The following is a 16,195-nucleotide window of genomic DNA, read 5'->3' on the forward strand; positions in this document are numbered from 1 at the left end:
TCCCCTCCCCGTGTGGACCATCGAGTCAAGCAGCCGCCACTGACAGCTGTCGAGCAACGTCGGTCACACCTGTCACATGGCCGCCGCTCAGATCCAGGTGTCGAGCCACATCCGTGCCCGCCACTGGTCCATCGGGATCGGGGTCGCCGTGTAGATCGGCCAGAAGTAGATGAAGCCTCGCGGATCAAGGCCCATACGGCCCTGACCAGCGGCGGAGTCGCCAGCCGGGGCCGCGCGGCGGCTACTGGGCCGTCTGTGGGCCGTGATCATGGTTTCGGAGGCCCTGGTAGAGGGTCTCGACGGCCTTGCGGGTGCGGCCCTCGCTGCTCGGCATGAGGTGGGTGTACGTCCGGAGCGTGAACCCGGGGTCGGCGTGGCCGAGGTAGCTGCTCAGGGCCCGGATGCTCTCGCCGGCGTCCAGCAGCACGGACGCGTAGAAGTGCCTCAGTGCGTGCATGCCGTGCTCCGGGGCGGACGCGTACCGCTCGCCCTCCTCGGGCTCCGGGATGATGCCCGCGGCTGCAAGAGCGGGCTTCCACATGAAGTCGTTGAAGTAGCTCACGCGGACGTGGTCGCCTCCCGACCCCGAGAAGATGAGCGACTTGGTCACGGGCGGCCCGTCCGGGGTGCGCCAGGGGAGTGTGATGGTGACCGGCGGGTGCTTCTCCGAGTGGGCCTTGATGGCGGCGGCCACGGACGGCGGCAGGGGCACGTCACGGACCTTGCCGCCCTTCGGGGGAGCGAAGACGAACTTCCCTCGGATCCTCTTGAGCTGGTGGTTCACGGAGAGCCAGCCACCCTCGTGGTCGACCTCGTCCTCGGAGAGCCCGAACACCTCACCCTGCCGGAGTCCGCACCCGCCGGCCACGTCCACCGACGTTCGCAGGAGCTCCGGAAGGGCGGCCCGGACGGCGAACACCTGCTCCACGGTCCAGGGGGCGATCCGCGTAGGGCTCCCCTTCGGGACCTGGACCGAGCGTGCCTTGCACGGGTTCTTGGAGATGACGCCGTCGTCCAAGGCGGCACTGAACGCGGCCGAGACGGTGCCGAAGATGATCCGGCGGTGGGACGCGGCGGGCACGTTGGTCTCCAGCTCCCCGAGCCACGTCCGGATGTGCCCCGGCTGGAAGGAGACGAGCGGCCGGGTTCCGATGTACGGGTACGCGTGCAGCCTCAGCCGGCGCTCCGCCGCCTCCCGGCTGTTCACCTCGGTCGTGTGCGTCGCCACCCACTTCTCCGCGAACTGCCGGAAGGTGATCCGAGCGGCGCGGGGGTCGGTGTACTGCCCCCGGGCCATGTCGGCGGCCGTCGCGTCGAGCCACTTCTCGGCGAGGCGCTTCTGCCTGTCGGGGAAGCTCTTGGACTTCTCCGTACCGTCGGGGCCGATGTAGCGGGCCCGGTAGCGAAGGCCGGTGCCGTAGCGGTCGGTCTTGAGTCGACGCTCCTTGCCGTCGGCGTCGGTTTCGGTCTTGTACCAGCGGTCCTGGACGTGGCCGGCCATGGGTGGCTGCGGTTCCTTTCGGCGTACGGGAAGGCCCGTGCCGCCCCGAGGTGGGGGCGGCACGGGCCGGTGGGGACGACAGATCAGGCGGCGGCGTCGAGCTGGCTCTGCTCGACGACCCACGCCTGTACCGCGACGGGGTCGTATCGGACATGCCGGCCGACGCGGAATCCGGGCGGGCCGGTGCGCTGCTTGCGCCAGTGGTAGACGGTCTCCAGTGGCACCTTGAACTTGGAGGCGATGTCCTCGGGGGTGAGGTACTCGTCGGGAAGATTGGCGGTCTCGCGGGGCGTCTTGACGCTTGCCATCGGGCTCCTTCGGCTCCGTCCGGGGTGCTGGAACCCCGGAAAGTGCTGACAGAACTGACAGAACCTCGCCGTATGGCCTCTGACCTGCTGGTTTGGCCACTTTGGCCGCTGTGACAAAACCTCAAAAAACTCTGACAGAACCTCGAAAACCTAGGTTCTGTCAGACCGGGGGGTCTGAGCCCGGGGGAGGTTTTTTGAGTTCTGTCAGAGTTTTCGGAGGTTTTGTCAGCACTCCGAATGTGCTCGTTTCCGCAGGTCAGGTGCCTAGTTGGGAGGTTCTGTCAGTTCTGTCAGCGGTTTCGGGGGTTCTCAGGCGGCGGAGGTGACGCGGGGGTGGGTCTCGTAGCGGGGCGAGGGCGGCCGGCCACCACGTGTGGTGCGGGGCGGCGGGGGCTGCTGACGGAGCCAGCCGTGTTCCTCCAGGAGGTCCAGGGCGGGGTCGAGGTCGCCCATGGCGGAGAACTCGCCGCGGGGCATCGCGCGGAAGAGGTCGCGCTTGGTGAAGGTCGCGGTGCGGGTCTCGCTCAGGTGGGTCAGCACCGTGTGCGCGGCTTCCTGCGCGGGGTCGGCCTTCATGGCGTTGAACACGTCGAGGGCGTGGGCGGTGAAGTAGTCGCCGAGCCGGGTGGCGGCGGCCATCGTCTCGGCGGCGATCGGCCGGTGCCACGCGTCTTCGGGGTGGGTGGCGAGGTGGAGGAGCCCGGCGATGCGGGCGACGGCGCCGTCGCGCTTGCTGGCCCAGTTGATGATGGGCGCGAGGGGGCCGTCCTTGCGCAGGCGGGACTCGGTGACCCGCTGGTAGGCGAGAAGGACCGCGTCCGCCTCCGGGGCGAGGGTGAGCGCCACGGGTTCGGTCCAGGCCGCGAGGGTCAGGGCGAGGTGTCCGAGCTTCTGGGCGTAGGTGCCGGCGGTCTCGGGGCTGAGGAGTTCGGGGGTGAGGTTGCGGTAGCCGACGAGGGACTCGGGCTTGGAGTAGAGGAACCGGGCGAGCAGGCCGCGGCCGTCGGCGCCCTTGATCTGTCCGATGGCGTCCAGGACGTCCGGCTGGACGGCCAGGCCCATGGTGATGGCCGGGGTCTCGATGTACTGGGCTTCGCGGACCTGGCGGTTCACGCGGGCCATGTCGCCGGCGTGGCCCTTGAGGAAGATGCCCATGTTCGGGGCGCCGGAGTAGCGGCCCGCGATGATCTCGAAGATCTCCCCCTCGGGGGACAGGATCGAGATGCGGCCTTCTTGCTGGGCGAGGAGCGTCGTCAGGCTCTCGGCGGTGACGTCGTCGGCGACGAGCTGCGGCTCGGCCGGGACGACGGCCCGCTCGGCGGCCTCGGACAGGGCGACGGCCTGGGCGGTCAGCTCGGCCAGCTTCTCCGCCTCGGCATTGGCGGCCAGCTTCTCGGCCCTCTCCGCCGCGGCCTTCGAGATGCGGGCCGCCGCGGCGGCCTCGGCCCGCTGGGGTGCGGTTAGCTCGATGAGGGCCTTCTCGGCGGCGAGCAGGGGCTTGGTCATGAGCCCGAACACGGCGCTCTTGCGGTTGCCGGGCGGCAGCGCGACGGCGGTGTAGAGGTTGACCGGCTCGCTCCACTGCCCGCGCACGGACACGGTCAGGCGCCCGCCGGCGGCCGTGCCGACGACCGCGAGGGCCAGGCACCCGGCGAGGTCGACGGGCGTCTGCGTCTCCTCGGCGACACCGGCCGTCATGGCGGCGAGCCAGTCGGGCAGCGCGTCGACAGGGAAGGCCGGGAGCTTCCCGCGCGGGTTGAGCGGGATGGGCTCGTCCCAGACGGGCCCGGCGACGTCCTCGGCGGTCATCTCCTCGAACCCGGCCCACAGTTCGGGGTCGTGCGGGCTCATGCGGCTTCCTTTCCCTGACAGAGGAGCGGGCACTGGGTGCGGTGGCGGTCGTGGTCGGCGATGAGCTGGGCGACCTTGTGGTGCCCGAACGCCTTCAGGTCCCGGCCGCAGGAGCACCACGAGTGCGCGGTGGGCATCGCGTTGCGGCCGGCCGCGCCAATGTGGAGCATCGCGAGGACCCTCGGCCCGTCGGGCGGGCGCGGGTCAGAACCAACGCGGACGCCTTCGGCGACGACCTTTCGGGCGCCCACGGCCCGCCGGCGCACCGGCTGATCGGCGGCAGCGGGGCGGTTGGTGGCGGGAGGGCTTTCCAAGGGGGAGGGATTCTGGGGCTTCACGCCGCCTCCCGGGGCCGGGCCTTGCGGATGGAGCTGTCCAGGGCGCTGCGGATCGTGGCGCGGCACTCGGCCGCGGTGAGCCCCCTCGCCTCCCCCGCCCCTTGGAATGCCTCCTCGACCACGTGCCGGTCGAGGTCGCCCCACGCGACGAAGCGACCCACAAGGAACGCGGACCGGTTGAGCGTGTTGTTCGCCTGCTTCGCCGGCGCGGCCTGGACGTTGCAGCACTCCCGCTCCAGCGCCGCACGGGCCGCACGACTCCCGCTGACCACAGGCGCGACCAGAAGGGCTGCGCAAGGCCGTGAAGGCTTCTGGCGGGCCGTGAGCCCCTCCAGGAGCCAGCCGGGCAGCGGAAGGACAGGAACGTCGTCCAGGACCGCGTACGCCCCACTGGACGTCACGCTGCCGGGGGCGACGACGTACCCGCCCCAGGCTCGCGTGTCGACCAACTCGCCAAGCAAACCAGCCGAGTTGCCGAGGCGGGGGCTGCTCGGGGCCGCGAAGTAGAGGTGCTGGCCACCGGACGCGGTACCGACCCGGAAGGTCGGCGGCAGCGGCTGGCCGGCGCGCTCGCACAGGCCCGCGAACACCTCGGCGCCGGTGAGGCCGGCGGCGCCGTCCTTGGGGACGTCGAGGTCGACGACGACGAGCCGGGACGGCCCGGTCGCCAGCCCGATGTTGAACGGCGCCTGCGCCCACGCGCGGGTGATCTGCTCGGGGTCGGTGGTGGCCCGGTCCTCCCACTTCACGTGACCGCCGGCGCATGCCCCGGTGCGGGGGCACCGGGCCTCACCGTGGAGGGCGGGGCGCTTCGTTCCGGGGCGCAGCGGGAAGACGCGCCAGCCACGCTCGGCGGCGGCAAGGGCGTGCCGCAGCGGGGCGTTCACGCGTTCACCCGGTTCTGGCAGGAGGGGCAGGTGACCGTGGTGTGGGCGGGCTGCTGGGTGAGGCCCCAGCTGGTGGTGGCTCCGCAGGCGGGGTGGAGGGGAAGGCCGATGGGCAGTCGGCGGGCGGCGTGGATGCCCGTGCGGGTGGGGAGGGTGATGCGCTCGTTCCAGGGGATGACGCCGTCGGGCTGGTAGGCGTAGCCGATGGCGCGGAGTCGTCCGCTGCTGGTCTTGGTGCTGGCGTGGAACTGGCGGACCGGGATCGGGGCCGTCCAGGTGTAGCCGCCCTCGGCGTCTTCGACGCGGACGTGAGTGTCACCGGGCTCGTACGCGGTGACCCGGACGAACCTGGCGCCGGCCAGGTTGAGCGAGCAGGCGATGAACACCATGCCCGGGCGGATGGGGACGGGCTGAGGCATGCTGGGTGTCTCCAGTTCTGTAGAAGGTGCTGGTGAGCGAGGGCGGCCCCGGTTCTTTGGCGAGATGCGGGGGCCGCCCTCGTTGTCGTCACTCGGCGAACAGGCCGCGTTGTCCCTGCTCCACGGGTGTGGGCCGAGAGCCCGTGGGCGTCTCCGGCGTCAGATCCGGGAGACGCTGGTCGGTGGTGGGGCCGTCGTGGTGGAAGCGCCAGGTGCCTGCGTCGTGCTGAGGGCGGTCGGGAGCGGGGCGGGTGTAGCGGCGGGCCTCGTTCGGTTGGGTGGCGTTCCAGTCCTCGGCGCACACCTTGTGGACGGGCTCACCACCGTGGGACCGCATTGGGGTCGGCCTGCCGCACAGGCAACACGGCCGGTTCCCGGTGTGGTCAAAGTGCCGGGCGTCGCCCCAGTCGAGAAGAGGGGTCATGGCCGGGCTTAGGTGTTGATCTGGCGGCGCAGTTCGGCGACGAGGCGGAGGGTTTCGTGTGCCATGTCGGCGATGGCCTGGAGGCGCTCGTCGAGGGTCGTCGGGTCGGGTCTGGTGAAGGAGAAGGTGGGCTCGTTGTCCGGTGTGGGGTTGGTGAACGAGAACGACACGGGCGGTTCCTTTGGCGTCAGATGCTCAGGTGGCGTGCGCGGTGGATGGCGGCTTCCCACACGCTGCGGACCTGGGCTCCGGTGTGGGAGTCGTTCCAGTGGGGGATGGTCTGCCACTTCTTGCCGTGCTGGCGGCGGGCCTCGTCGAGGAGGAGGTTCCCGGCGTCGCGGTAGGCGGTGTTGCGGGAGCCGGCTGCGGCGCGTAGGGCGCCGATGGAGCAGCGGGCGCCCTCGGGGTGGATGAGGGAGTGCCTGGCCCAGCCGTGGGTGTCGAGGAACGCGAGCGCATCGCTGAGGGTCTTCTCGACCGGTCCGGGCCGGTGCGCGGGCGGGGCGATGGCGGGGCGGGCGGAGGCCGGCGCGGGCGCGGAGGGCGCCTCCGGGGTGATGGGCTGCGGGGTGGGGTCGAGGAGCTGGAACGCCGCCGCGTACAGACCCTGGTCGAGGGGGGTGAAGTCGGTCTTGGTGCGAGTGTTCATGCTGCCCTCCACAGGCCGTTCTCGTTGGTGACCTTGTTCTGCTTCTTCAGCTCGGACAGCCGCGGCTTGACGTGCTTGGCGGAGGTTTCGAGCTTGCGGGCGATGGTTTCGGCGGTCATCGGGATGGACTGCTCCTGGAGGAGTTCGAGGATGCGGGGCTTGATCAGCTCCTGTCCTTCAGGCGCCGCAGGTGCCCCGCCCGGCCGGGCGGGGCCGGGGACGGCGTGGAGACCAGCGGGGTTGTGGTGGGCCGCCGGCTCCTGCGAGGAGGGGGCGCGTTCGGCCGCGGCGAGGAGGTCGGCGAGGCTGCCGATCAGGTTCTTGCCGCGCTTGTCGACCATCGGCGTCTGGGCGATCGCGTCGCGCTCGCGCCAGGCGTCGCAGTCCTCGATCCCGACCGGCCGCTCGCCTCCGGCGAGGGAGACGGGCGGCACGTCCAGGTGCAGGGAGCGGAACTGGACGGCCTGGGAGCCGGGGGTGAGGAGGTAGCCGAGGCCGAAGGTGCCGTCCTCGGGAGCGGCTGCGGCCTCGGTGGCCAGGCCGGACATGTCGCGGTCGGCGACCTTGGCGTACTGGCCGGGCCACTGCGAGGGGATCATCGACAGGTCGATGCCCTCCGCGCCCTCCACCGCGTTCGCCCCGACCAGGGAACCCTGGCCCTTGGCGCAGCGCAGGAACACCGCGCCGCCGCCGATCAGCAGCTGCGAGCGGATGACCGTGCTGTTGCCGAGGTCTTCGGCGAGCGGGGTCTGGGTGGCCAGGACCACGCCGATGCCCCGCTTGAGGGACCGACGGGTCAGCTGCTCCACGATGGCCTTCGCCTCCGCGTGGTACGGGGAGGAGGCGGACAGCAGCATGTGGGCCTCGTCGATGCCGACCAGGACCAGCGGGTCGGTGAAGGGGAACGCGGGGCTGCGATAGCGGGCCTCGCGGTCGAGCATCAGCGCGTAGGCCAGGCGCAGGGCGCCCATCGCCTCGTCCAGGCCGTCCCCGAGGTAGGCGGACAGCGAGGCGCCGGCGATGGTCCCGGCCTGCGGGGAGGCGAGGATGACCGCGATGCCGGAGCGGTGGGCGGAGAGCAGGATCTGCTCCAGCAGCCCGGACTTGCCGGACCGTGATCCGCCGACGAGGTAGAGGTGGCGGGCGCCGGAGCCGGGCTGCGCGAGAGGCAGAAGAGCGGGGCGGCCGTCGACGTAGGTGCCGGCGCGGACGTAGCCGCGGGAGTCCATCGACAGCTCGTCGACGACCGAGGAGAGCATCGTGCCGTGCATCAGCGCGTGCTCCCGCATCACCCGGATCCCCATCTGCGACGGCTTGTCGCCGGGGGCCAGGGCGATCTGGATGGTCTCCAGGTCGAGGTTGCCCGCGAGGTCCTGGAGGTTGACGGTGCCGATCGCCCTGCGGTCGCGCGTGGCGATCCCTTCCCAGTCCAGCGGCCCGTCGTAGCGGGTCACCGTCAGGGTGGTGCCGGGCATCGCCCCCTCCGGCACGCCCACGTACGCGGCCCACAGCTCCTCGGGCGTCGTCGGCGTGCCACCAGCGGTGATCTGGGTGGGCTGGGGTGCCTTCTTGAGGTGGACGGTGACGGGCAGGGCGTTGGGGGCGTGGTGCTTGGGGTCGCCCAGCTCGACCTGGGAGACGGGGATTTGGTAGACGGCGGCGATGTCGGCGGCCTTCACCCGGACCTGCTGGCCTTGGGGCAGTGTGATGACGCCGGTGAACGACACGGCCTCGTCCTCGGCGTCGAGGGTGAGGTGCGCGAGGACGGCGCCGGGCTGGATGAGCTTGCGGCCCTCGGTCTGGGTGGGGCCGGAGATGAACTCCGCCCACCAGGCCGCGATCACCTGCTCCTGCGACGTCAGCCCTGCCCCCGTACCCGCACCCATGGTGGTCGCGGGCACGAGGGCGGGGGTGTGGCCGGTGAGGTTGCGGTGGTGCGCGAGGGCGGCTGCCCCTGCCGGGACGGCGAGTCCGAGGGCGATCAGCGGGTTCATGCCCGCGGCGAGTACCTCGTTGGCGGCGATGCCGCATCCGGTGGTCGTGAGCCCGCATCCGATCAGGGACCGCAGGACCGGGGCGGAGGTGTTGACGGCCCACGCCCCGGCTCCGGCCGCTGCGGCGGCGAGGGCGGACCAGGGGCCGGTCACGAGAGGCACCACCGCGAGCGCGGCGGGCGCGTACTGGATGAGCTGTTCTCGGGTCGGCCCCATGATCCATCCCCTTTACTGCTGGGTGTAGAAGGCGGCTTCGGCCATGTCGACGGGGGAGGTGGCGACGGCGTCGGCGATGCCGCCGTGGTCGTTCTCGGTGGTGGTCTTCGCGTCGTCGGCGGCCGCGGCGGCGCTGTCGGCGGCGGAGGTGTAGGCGCCGGCGGCGTCCTTGACGCCGGTCATGGTCAGCGCGGCGTCGGTGAACTCGCTGGTGGTCGCGTCGTCGACGGCCAGCGCCTTCATGGTCTCGGCGGCGTCGAGCATCTGCTCGGCGGCGTCGTCGACGTCGGCGGCGAGCTTGGTGACGGTCTGGGCGTGGGCGTGGACCTTGTGGGTGAGCCAGGCCAGCTTGGTGCGCAGGGCCGCGTAGTTCGCGGCGTCCTTCAGGGTCTCGGTGGCGCTCATGCGGGGCTTCTCCTGTCTGTGGTCAGCGGGCGTTGTAGAAGTCGCGCTCGGCGGGCCGGGTCAGGGGGGAGTCGGCGACGGCCCGGAAGATGCCGCCGTGCCTCGCCTCGGCGTTCGCGGAGGCGGTGCGGCACGCCTCCTCGCCGCCCTGGATCTTGTCGTGCACGTCCTTGGCGGCCGTGGCCTGGAGGTCGAGCTGCTCCTTGAGCACCTCGCACTTGGCGATCAGGCCCGCGCCGACGCCCTTCGCGGTGATGTCGGCGATGAGCGTGTCGCAGTCGGTGGCCAGCTCCAGGGCCTCGTCCATGAGCTGCAGGGCGGTGTCGGTGCTGGCCTGGCACAGGGTGGCCGAGCCGTCGGCGAGGTCGATGACCTGGGTGAGGGTCATGACCTCACCGCCGCTGTAGGTGCGGGACTTGCCCGCGGCGGTCGTGACGTGGACGCCCTTGTCGTCGACGGTCGCGGCGTGCGGGACGGGCGGGTTGGGCTGCATCGCAGGGTCCTTCCGGATGTGGTCGGGCAGCTTGACGGTGCGGGGCCCCGGGACGGTGCCGGCCGGGGGAACCGCAGACCCCGGCGGCACCGTCACCGGCGGGGCCGTCGGCCGTGGCGGAGCAGTCGGAGGCGGAGGCGCTGTCGGCCGTGGCGGTGCCGTCGGGGGCGGGGGCGCTGTCGGCCGTGGCGGTGCCGTCGGGGGCGGGGGCGCCGTCGGCGGTGGGGGTGCGGACGGCGGCGGGGGTGTTGAGGGCGAGGACCCCGTCGGCGGGGTCGCCGAGGACGGGGAGCCTGCCGGTGAGGTCGCCCCAGAGGGCCCGGCGGAAGGGGAAACGGAATGCTTCTGGACCGGTTTCTTGAGGTAGGCAGATCGCCATCCGTCCCGCAGTCCACCGGCCATATGGGCACCCGCCAGGAGCCCGTAATGCGCTTTAGCCGCAATGTTGTACGGCCTGTTTCGAAACGTTTCCGGAGTCCGAGACGGCTCCCATTTCGACTTCGTCTTGGCAGGGGGCTTCTTGGTTCCCGCTTGTTCGTACTTCCCGTGCGTCTTCTCCACGCCGAACAGGTAGCTGATGGCGAGGAGCAGGAGTAGTTCCATGACCCTCCCTTCTGTGACTCTGCGTGGTTGCGGTCGGTTACCGGTTACCGGTTACAAGGCCCCCCAGGACCCCGGTTCGGGCCCTCAGGCGGGTGGTTCGAGGGGTCTCTGGGGGCTGTAACCGGTAACCGGTAACCGCGCTCGGTCACTCAGTGCGACGGCGAGCCGATGTTGTTCACGGTCGAGTTCGCGGTGTTGAACACCGACTCCAGCGTGCTGCGGATCGACTCGCTGAACGGCGTGTAGGGCAGGAAGATCCCGGAGACGATCAGCATGATGCAGATCGCCATCTGCTTCCCCTTCGTCTTCTTGAAGGTGAAGAACAGGGCCCAGCAGAACAGGCCGAGAGCGAAGAACTGGAGCGTCATTTTCATGCACCCTTCTCGAAGGTGAATCCCTTGTTGTTCGCGGGGGCACCCGAACCGGAACCGGAGGGCACGGAAAGCTTCTTGTAGGCGATGAGGCCGCCGCCTCCGACGAGCGCCACCCACAGCCACGGGCTGGAGGTGATGCCGCCGCCGGAAGCGGCGCCGGCGGGCTGCTGGGACCTGGCGGTCGTGCCGCTGAAGACCGGGGTGGCGCACTCGGGGATCCGGGACACCTCCCAGGAGGACGCCTTGGCGACCGCCGCCGCGCGGCCCTTCATGCACTCGCGGTAGACGGTCATCTCCCGCTCGTACGCGGCCTTGGCCGCGGACTCCTCGATCTGCGCCCGCTGCTTGTCGGCCTCCGCCGCCACCAGGGAGTTCGCGGCGTCCTCCTGGGCCCGCGCACGCTCCTGGGCGGCCTGCTCGGCCTGCATGCTGGTGACGGCGATGACCGTGCCGCACACCGCGAGGACGGCGATCGCACCGCACACCGCGAGCGCGGCGGTGTTGCGGCGCAGCCCGTCGACCTTGAACGAGAACTTGCTCGACGTGCTGGGCTTCTCCGGGGCCTCGGAGCTTATGCGGCTGAACTCCCTGTCCCAGTCGATCCCGGACATGGCGGCTCCCTCCTTCAGGGGCTCAGGCGGCCAGCGCGAGGGCGGCGAGGCCGAGGGCGAGGATGTGGGCGGTCTGGTCGACGTGCGCGGCACCGCCGTGGGCGGCCCAGCCGGTCTGGCGCAGGTGGGTCATCCACCAGCGCACGGGCCAGCGGCGGTCGATGAAGGCGTGCGTCCCGCCGATCCACACCAGCGCCGCCAGCGCGGCCGGGAAGGAAACGGAGAGGTCGAGGGCGGCGGCGCCGGCCGCGAGGGCGAGGCCGCACGCGGCGATGTGGGTGGCGGCGTGGGTGAGGTTGGCCCGCCAGCCGGCCGCACCGCAGTCGGCCTTGTGGGCGGCCTGGTGGTCGGTCTGGAACGGGTAGTCGGCCAGCAGATGACCGACGTAGAGCAGCACGAACACGGTCGCGAACACAGGTTCTCCCGGGGTGCCGCTCACGCGGCCGTGGTGTCGGGGTAGGCGCAAGGGGTGCACATGCCGAGCGAGGCGGGGATGCGGTATCCGGCGTCCCGCCCGCACTCCGGGCACACCCGGCGGGCGGCGTTCGCCGCGGCAAGGGCCGCCCGCTTGGCCGGGGTCATCGGACGCACCGGCCGGGCCAGGTCGATCCGGTACAGGTAGGCGACCAGGGGTTCTCGCCGGCGGCGGGGCCGTTCGAGCTGGGCAACGACCGGCTGACCCGCCGGCCGCAGCCCGAGTGCCCGAAGCTGCCGGAACGTCGCCAGCCCCTCCGGCGCCAGACGCCACCGGTAGACAGGCAGGCCAGCCATCAGCCGAGGCGGTGGTAGGAGGCCCGGCAGGTGGCGGCGTGCTCGTTGGCCTTGGGCCGGGTGGACTTCAGGTAGTCCCCGCTGCTGGCACGCTCACCGCAGCCGTGGCAGCACCACCGGCAGGCGTAGGTGCGCGGGCGACCGGTGACGTCGACGGCGGCGCCGGTCTGGTTGTGGAACCGGATCAGCAGGTCGGCGGGCTCGGGCGGGTTGGTGTTCGGGGAGAGCTTCACCGGGACGCTCCTTCGAGAGCCGGGGCGGAGTGGTTGCCGCGCAGTTCCTGGTAGCGGCCGGTGACCCAGCCGGTGGACCAGCCGGTCAGCTCGGCGGCCTGCCGTACCGACAGGCCGGCGGCGAACGCGGCGGCCACCGTTCGGAGGGCCACGTCGTCGTCCTGCTTCTTCTGGGCGGGGCCGGCGGCGAGGAGTGCGGCGCGTTCACGCTCGGCCCGCTCCTCACGCTCACGGTGTTCACGCGCCGCCTTCTCGGCGGCCTCTCGGCGCTCCCGCTCGGCCTTCTCGGCGGCCTCGCGTTCACGGCGCTCACGGTCCAGGCGCTGCTGTTCACGCTCGCGTTCAGCGCGTTCACGCGCCTCCCGCTCCGCCCGCTCCTTGCGCTCCTCGCGCTCGGCCTGCTCGCGGGCCAGCGCCGCCTCGTGCTCACGCTGTTCACGGGACAGCTTCGCGTCGAACTCGCGGCGCTCACGCTCCCGCCGCTCCGCCTCATCGGCCCGCTGCCGCTCGGCCTCCTCGGCCTCCTTGGCACGCTGCCGGGCCTCCTGCTCACGGCGCCGGCGCTCCGCCCGTTCACGCTCCTCCAGGCCGTTCACGGCAGCGGTGATGGAACGGCGGTAGGCGAGGCCGGTCTCTGCGGTGACGATCAGCAAGAGCGGCGCGACGGCGTGCACGGCCACTCCGACCAGGTCTTTCCTCAGCGCGGAGTCGGCCGTGTTGAGGGCGAGGGTCATGATGCCGGTCATCCACCGCAGCACCACCGGCCACCGGCCGCCCTCCCCGCCCAGACGGGCCAGGACGGAGTCGAGACGCACGACGATGACGACGGCGGCGTCCACGACGATGGGGAGGATGGGGGCGGTCCAGTCCCACGCGTCGGGGGTGTGGGCCCGCATCAGCGGCGTGACGGTGAGGACCGAGTACAGCATCGCCCCGCACACGATCAGCCACGTCCCCACGCTCAGCGCCTGCTCGGCTGAACGGATCTGAACAGCGTTCACGACACCGCCCCCGAACCCGCCGCCACCGGCTCCAGGGCCGGAATGGGCGCGTAGCCGACGAGCCGGACGTGAGCACCGGCGAAGCGGCCGTGAACACTTCGGACGGCCGTGGTGCCGCCGCCCTGAACGTGGTGCTCGACGGCGGCCGGAGGCATGTTCAGGGCCTCGCGCCAGGTCTCGAACGCGGCGAAGTCGTCGTAGTGGAACGACAGCTCCAGCCGGTCCGGGAAGATCGTCGTCACGTTCACGCATGGCGCCGGCAGGTGCGGGAACTTCGCCTCCATCGCGATCAGCGCCGTCACCGGGACCGTCAGGTCCGCGAGCTTCTGGGCGTTCACGCGACACCGCCGGACTGCACCGTGGCGACGCGGTTGGTCAGGTTCCGGCGCTCGACCAGGACCCGGTTGCGGGCCCGGCGCGCGCGCCGCTCGTCCAGCTCCGTGGCCGGGCGGTCCAGGGTCGTGATCTGGACGTCGAGGAGGTCGACCTCCGCCTCGATCAGCGGCATCTCCAGCTCGATCGCGTCCAGCTCCGCGTCCGACGGCTCACCGTCGAACGCCAAGGCCTGGGAGGTGGTGGGGAGTGTGATGATGGACTTCATGGGTCGTGTTCCCTTCTCAGAGGAACGGCCCTATCGAGGTCCCGGAGGTGCAACTCCGGGACCTCTCGCCGTTTGGAACCATCCGGCTCCCCTCAACCCCGCCCGTACAGCACCCCGAGTGACGGGGGCCGGACGGGCGAGGGAGGCAACCGGCCGCAGCCGATCGGCTGCGGGGGGCAGATGACGCGGTGGGCATGGCCACTCCGCCGGTCCAGCGGGAGGGGCGCCCAGGGTCTTAATCGCTTTATGCCGGCCTCCATCGGGGCGGACATGGCGTAATGACAGTTCGCGATCTTTGCCCCTGTCTCACCGACGCAGAAGACTCCGTGATCGACCCCGAAGGGCGGCCGGAGCAAGGTGCTTGCTGTTCGCGTGCGGCAGGGCCTACGGCTTGTCGCAGATGCCTGCATCCACTGTTCAGTTCTCAACCGTGACTGGCGCTTCCATCGAGCCGTTTCACGAGCTCTCCAGGCGGCGTGCTTAGGCAGCACCGATCACCGGCCCGAAGCCTGATGAGGTACATGTACTACCTGTTCTCCATTATGGGGAGAGGGATTCGCATCGTCAAGTCCCTTGGGTCTTTGGCGTCTGCGAGTCCATCCCACTCGATGTCTTCAGCTTGGCCTGATCAGCACAGACGGTGGACACCGCACATGTACGACTCCAGGACGGCTTGGCTACGGTGAGTCGTCCCAAGTCGTCCCACAGGGGAGCCCACGGGCATGGCCAACGAACGCTTACGCGGCGCAATCATCGAGAGCGGTATGACCCTGGATCAGGTGGCCGAGCGGCTTGGAGTGTCCGCGAAGACTGTGGAGCGCTGGATCAACGACCCCAAGCGTCAGCCCTACCGCCGCTTCAAGTACGCCACGGCGTCCCTCCTTCAGCGGGAGGTCTCCTATCTCTGGCCCGAGGAGCGGACGTCGGCCGAGGTTACTGAGGCAGGCAACGCCGAGTTGGTCCAGCTCTACCCGCACCGCTCCGTCGTACCGAACCGGCTCTGGCCGCAGCTCTACGCCGGCGCCCGGCGGCAGTTCGACGTCCTGGTCTACTCGGGCTTCTGGCTCACCGAGGACCCGGCCTTTCACCAGGTGGTGAAGGAGAAGTCCGCCGACGGCGTTCCGATCAGATTCATGCTCGGCGACCCCGAGTCGGAAGCGGTCGCCGTCCGCGGGGCCGATGAGGGGATCGGCGGCGCGATGGCCAGCAAGATTCGCAACGCGCTCGTCAACTACGCACCGTTGTTCGAGCTTCCTGGAGTCGAGTTCCGCCTCCACACAACGACCCTCTACAACTCCATCTACCGCGCAGACGACGCGATGCTCGCCAACGGGCACCTGTACGGCGTCGGCGCGTACATGGCCCCCGTTCTGCACCTTCAGCGCGTCCCGGGTGGCGAACTGTTCGACGCCTACGCCGAGAGTGTGGAGCGGGTCTGGGAGAGCGCGCGGCAGATCTCCTCCCCCACGACCCTCGGAGGTTCAAGCGCATGAGCCGTATCGACTACTTCCGCGACCCTGCGGCCCCCAAAGCCAACTCGGTGGTCCCCTCGGTCACCGTTGTTGTCCGCGATAGCGAGGGGCGGCTCCTGCTCATCCACAAGACAGACAACGACCTGTGGGCGTTGCCAGGGGGCGGTCACGACATCGGCGAGCGGATCGGCGATACCGCCGTCCGAGAGGTCGAGGAGGAGACCGGAATCGCGGTCGAGGTGGAGGGCGTCATCGGCCTCTACACGGACCCGGAGCACGTCCTCGCATACGACGACGGCGAGGTGCGGCAGCAGTTCTCGATCTGTTTCCGGGCCAAGCCGGTTGGCGGCACCCTCCGCACGAGCAGCGAATCGAAGGAGGTCCGCTGGGTGAACCCGGCGGACCTCCACGAACTCGACATTCACCCGTCCATGCGCCTCCGCATCCGACACGGCCTGGACGAGACCCGGCGGGAGCCCTACATCGGCTGAACGTGTGCGGCGGCCAGGCGCCCTTCCACCCGCTCGTTGGCGGCATAGATCTCGGGGGCAGCCCGCTGGATGAACCGGCCCACGATGGTGTCGGGGCCGTACCGCTGCACGATCTCGTCCAGCCGGGCCGCCGGCGTCGTGTGCTCGCCGTCCGGTGTCGTCGTCATGTCGGACACGATGAGCGCGTCCACCAGCTCCGGCCTCTCCAAGGCGAACTCGGTCTCCAGCTCATGGCGGAGTCCCCGTTCCTCCGCCTCCAGCAGAGCGCAGGAGTGATGGGCGACGAGCCGGACGACTCGTTCGTCGGCCCCTTCCTGGTCGCGGAGGAAGCGAGCCCCGTCGAGCGGGTGGAAGCCGGTGGTGGCGATGCTGGGGGAATAGCCGACGTCATGGAGAACGGCCGCAGCTTCCAGCAGTGCGGCGTCGCGGCCAAGGATCGGGCTGAAGGACCGTGCCCGCTTGGCGACCCCGAGGGAGTGCGACCAGCGGCGCGGCAACGGCTCGGACAACATCGTTTCGGAGAGCGCGTAAGCCCACTCAGTAAGCCCCATGG

At 70.7% G+C, this 16,195-nt stretch carries 23 protein-coding genes; 2 read left to right on the top strand and 21 right to left on the bottom strand.

What is annotated here, in order from left to right:
• Window positions 1–241: 241 nt before the first annotated feature.
• The 20 genes from ABZ621_RS23410 to ABZ621_RS23505 form a co-directional block, all read right to left on the bottom strand.
• The gene (locus ABZ621_RS23410; RefSeq protein WP_360607556.1) at window positions 242–1,501 is read right to left on the bottom strand and encodes a site-specific integrase; all 1,260 of its coding nucleotides are present in this window, start codon (window positions 1,499–1,501) and stop codon (window positions 242–244) included.
• Between the two features lie 83 nt (window positions 1,502–1,584).
• The gene (locus ABZ621_RS23415) at window positions 1,585–1,809 is read right to left on the bottom strand and encodes a helix-turn-helix domain-containing protein (RefSeq protein WP_360607558.1); all 225 of its coding nucleotides are present in this window, start codon (window positions 1,807–1,809) and stop codon (window positions 1,585–1,587) included.
• 309 nt (window positions 1,810–2,118) lie between these two features.
• A complete protein-coding gene (locus ABZ621_RS23420; RefSeq protein WP_360607560.1) occupies window positions 2,119–3,660 on the bottom strand; it encodes a YfjI family protein in 1,542 nt (513 codons plus the stop codon).
• The gene (locus ABZ621_RS23425) at window positions 3,657–3,830 is read right to left on the bottom strand and encodes a hypothetical protein (RefSeq protein ID WP_360607562.1); all 174 of its coding nucleotides are present in this window, start codon (window positions 3,828–3,830) and stop codon (window positions 3,657–3,659) included. Before ABZ621_RS23425 ends, ABZ621_RS23420 begins: the two co-directional genes overlap by 4 nt.
• A gap of 164 nt (window positions 3,831–3,994) precedes the next feature.
• A complete protein-coding gene (locus ABZ621_RS23430; RefSeq protein ID WP_360607564.1) occupies window positions 3,995–4,885 on the bottom strand; it encodes a bifunctional DNA primase/polymerase in 891 nt (296 codons plus the stop codon).
• A complete protein-coding gene (locus ABZ621_RS23435; protein WP_360607566.1) occupies window positions 4,882–5,304 on the bottom strand; it encodes a hypothetical protein in 423 nt (140 codons plus the stop codon). The genes ABZ621_RS23430 and ABZ621_RS23435 overlap by 4 nt, the downstream gene beginning before the upstream one ends.
• A gap of 88 nt (window positions 5,305–5,392) precedes the next feature.
• Entirely contained in the window at window positions 5,393–5,641 is a 249-nt protein-coding gene (locus ABZ621_RS23440; protein ID WP_360607568.1) for a hypothetical protein, read from the bottom strand.
• 95 nt (window positions 5,642–5,736) lie between these two features.
• Entirely contained in the window at window positions 5,737–5,898 is a 162-nt protein-coding gene (locus tag ABZ621_RS23445; protein WP_360607570.1) for a hypothetical protein, read from the bottom strand.
• 17 nt (window positions 5,899–5,915) lie between these two features.
• Complete coding sequence (locus ABZ621_RS23450; RefSeq protein ID WP_360607572.1) at window positions 5,916–6,377, bottom strand: hypothetical protein; 462 nt, start codon at window positions 6,375–6,377, stop codon at window positions 5,916–5,918.
• Window positions 6,374–8,587 (bottom strand): hypothetical protein, encoded by a 2,214-nt coding sequence (locus tag ABZ621_RS23455; protein ID WP_360607574.1) that lies wholly within the window; start codon window positions 8,585–8,587, stop codon window positions 6,374–6,376. The genes ABZ621_RS23450 and ABZ621_RS23455 overlap by 4 nt, the downstream gene beginning before the upstream one ends.
• Before the next feature lie 12 nt (window positions 8,588–8,599).
• On the bottom strand, window positions 8,600–8,992 hold the full coding sequence (locus ABZ621_RS23460) for a hypothetical protein (RefSeq protein ID WP_360607576.1): 393 nt from the start codon (window positions 8,990–8,992) through the stop codon (window positions 8,600–8,602).
• Between the two features lie 22 nt (window positions 8,993–9,014).
• Window positions 9,015–9,485 (bottom strand): hypothetical protein, encoded by a 471-nt coding sequence (locus ABZ621_RS23465; protein ID WP_360607578.1) that lies wholly within the window; start codon window positions 9,483–9,485, stop codon window positions 9,015–9,017.
• 752 nt (window positions 9,486–10,237) lie between these two features.
• Window positions 10,238–10,462: a hypothetical protein gene (locus tag ABZ621_RS23470; RefSeq protein ID WP_360607580.1), complete on the bottom strand. Its 225-nt coding sequence runs from the start codon at window positions 10,460–10,462 to the stop codon at window positions 10,238–10,240.
• Window positions 10,459–11,073 (bottom strand): hypothetical protein, encoded by a 615-nt coding sequence (locus ABZ621_RS23475; RefSeq protein ID WP_360607582.1) that lies wholly within the window; start codon window positions 11,071–11,073, stop codon window positions 10,459–10,461. Before ABZ621_RS23475 ends, ABZ621_RS23470 begins: the two co-directional genes overlap by 4 nt.
• Before the next feature lie 22 nt (window positions 11,074–11,095).
• Window positions 11,096–11,488 (bottom strand): DUF3307 domain-containing protein, encoded by a 393-nt coding sequence (locus ABZ621_RS23480; protein WP_360607584.1) that lies wholly within the window; start codon window positions 11,486–11,488, stop codon window positions 11,096–11,098.
• Between the two features lie 20 nt (window positions 11,489–11,508).
• The gene (locus ABZ621_RS23485; protein ID WP_360607586.1) at window positions 11,509–11,844 is read right to left on the bottom strand and encodes an RRQRL motif-containing zinc-binding protein; all 336 of its coding nucleotides are present in this window, start codon (window positions 11,842–11,844) and stop codon (window positions 11,509–11,511) included.
• A complete protein-coding gene (locus tag ABZ621_RS23490; RefSeq protein WP_360607588.1) occupies window positions 11,844–12,077 on the bottom strand; it encodes a hypothetical protein in 234 nt (77 codons plus the stop codon). Before ABZ621_RS23490 ends, ABZ621_RS23485 begins: the two co-directional genes overlap by 1 nt.
• Window positions 12,074–13,078 carry a DUF2637 domain-containing protein gene (locus tag ABZ621_RS23495; protein WP_360607590.1) on the bottom strand — a complete coding sequence of 335 codons (1,005 nt, stop codon included), beginning with the start codon at window positions 13,076–13,078 and terminating at the stop codon, window positions 12,074–12,076. The genes ABZ621_RS23490 and ABZ621_RS23495 overlap by 4 nt, the downstream gene beginning before the upstream one ends.
• Entirely contained in the window at window positions 13,075–13,416 is a 342-nt protein-coding gene (locus tag ABZ621_RS23500; RefSeq protein ID WP_360607592.1) for a hypothetical protein, read from the bottom strand. The genes ABZ621_RS23495 and ABZ621_RS23500 overlap by 4 nt, the downstream gene beginning before the upstream one ends.
• Window positions 13,413–13,679: a DUF6284 family protein gene (locus ABZ621_RS23505; RefSeq protein WP_360607594.1), complete on the bottom strand. Its 267-nt coding sequence runs from the start codon at window positions 13,677–13,679 to the stop codon at window positions 13,413–13,415. The genes ABZ621_RS23500 and ABZ621_RS23505 overlap by 4 nt, the downstream gene beginning before the upstream one ends.
• 722 nt (window positions 13,680–14,401) lie before the next feature.
• On the opposite strand from ABZ621_RS23505, the gene ABZ621_RS23510 reads away from it, so the two are divergent.
• Window positions 14,402–15,172: a helix-turn-helix transcriptional regulator gene (locus ABZ621_RS23510; protein ID WP_360607596.1), complete on the top strand. Its 771-nt coding sequence runs from the start codon at window positions 14,402–14,404 to the stop codon at window positions 15,170–15,172.
• Window positions 15,169–15,642: an NUDIX domain-containing protein gene (locus tag ABZ621_RS23515; protein WP_360607598.1), complete on the top strand. Its 474-nt coding sequence runs from the start codon at window positions 15,169–15,171 to the stop codon at window positions 15,640–15,642. The genes ABZ621_RS23510 and ABZ621_RS23515 overlap by 4 nt, the downstream gene beginning before the upstream one ends.
• Here the strand turns inward: ABZ621_RS23515 and ABZ621_RS23520 are convergent.
• Window positions 15,630–16,193, bottom strand: a complete 564-nt coding sequence (locus ABZ621_RS23520) for an HD domain-containing protein (RefSeq protein WP_360607600.1) — start codon at window positions 16,191–16,193, stop codon at window positions 15,630–15,632. The genes ABZ621_RS23515 and ABZ621_RS23520 overlap by 13 nt on opposite strands.
• Window positions 16,194–16,195: the final 2 nt, after the last annotated feature.

It is taken from the genome of Streptomyces sp. NPDC007863 (assembly GCF_040633895.1).
GTDB lineage: Bacteria > Actinomycetota > Actinomycetes > Streptomycetales > Streptomycetaceae > Streptomyces.

What these genes read in the sequence shown, in the direction of transcription:
- ABZ621_RS23410 (WP_360607556.1), bottom strand. Translation starts at nt 1,501, where the DNA reads ATGGCCGGCCACGTCCAGGACCGCTGGTACAAGACCGAAACCGACGCC.
- ABZ621_RS23415 (WP_360607558.1), bottom strand. Translation starts at nt 1,809, where the DNA reads ATGGCAAGCGTCAAGACGCCCCGCGAGACCGCCAATCTTCCCGACGAG.
- ABZ621_RS23420 (WP_360607560.1), bottom strand. Translation starts at nt 3,660, where the DNA reads ATGAGCCCGCACGACCCCGAACTGTGGGCCGGGTTCGAGGAGATGACC.
- ABZ621_RS23425 (WP_360607562.1), bottom strand. Translation starts at nt 3,830, where the DNA reads ATGCTCCACATTGGCGCGGCCGGCCGCAACGCGATGCCCACCGCGCAC.
- ABZ621_RS23435 (WP_360607566.1), bottom strand. Translation starts at nt 5,304, where the DNA reads ATGCCTCAGCCCGTCCCCATCCGCCCGGGCATGGTGTTCATCGCCTGC.
- ABZ621_RS23440 (WP_360607568.1), bottom strand. Translation starts at nt 5,641, where the DNA reads ATGCGGTCCCACGGTGGTGAGCCCGTCCACAAGGTGTGCGCCGAGGAC.
- ABZ621_RS23450 (WP_360607572.1), bottom strand. Translation starts at nt 6,377, where the DNA reads ATGAACACTCGCACCAAGACCGACTTCACCCCCCTCGACCAGGGTCTG.
- ABZ621_RS23455 (WP_360607574.1), bottom strand. Translation starts at nt 8,587, where the DNA reads ATGGGGCCGACCCGAGAACAGCTCATCCAGTACGCGCCCGCCGCGCTC.
- ABZ621_RS23460 (WP_360607576.1), bottom strand. Translation starts at nt 8,992, where the DNA reads ATGAGCGCCACCGAGACCCTGAAGGACGCCGCGAACTACGCGGCCCTG.
- ABZ621_RS23465 (WP_360607578.1), bottom strand. Translation starts at nt 9,485, where the DNA reads ATGCAGCCCAACCCGCCCGTCCCGCACGCCGCGACCGTCGACGACAAG.
- ABZ621_RS23470 (WP_360607580.1), bottom strand. Translation starts at nt 10,462, where the DNA reads ATGAAAATGACGCTCCAGTTCTTCGCTCTCGGCCTGTTCTGCTGGGCC.
- ABZ621_RS23475 (WP_360607582.1), bottom strand. Translation starts at nt 11,073, where the DNA reads ATGTCCGGGATCGACTGGGACAGGGAGTTCAGCCGCATAAGCTCCGAG.
- ABZ621_RS23485 (WP_360607586.1), bottom strand. Translation starts at nt 11,844, where the DNA reads ATGGCTGGCCTGCCTGTCTACCGGTGGCGTCTGGCGCCGGAGGGGCTG.
- ABZ621_RS23505 (WP_360607594.1), bottom strand. Translation starts at nt 13,679, where the DNA reads ATGAAGTCCATCATCACACTCCCCACCACCTCCCAGGCCTTGGCGTTC.
- ABZ621_RS23510 (WP_360607596.1), top strand. Translation starts at nt 14,402, where the DNA reads ATGGCCAACGAACGCTTACGCGGCGCAATCATCGAGAGCGGTATGACC.
- ABZ621_RS23515 (WP_360607598.1), top strand. Translation starts at nt 15,169, where the DNA reads ATGAGCCGTATCGACTACTTCCGCGACCCTGCGGCCCCCAAAGCCAAC.
- ABZ621_RS23520 (WP_360607600.1), bottom strand. Translation starts at nt 16,193, where the DNA reads ATGGGGCTTACTGAGTGGGCTTACGCGCTCTCCGAAACGATGTTGTCC.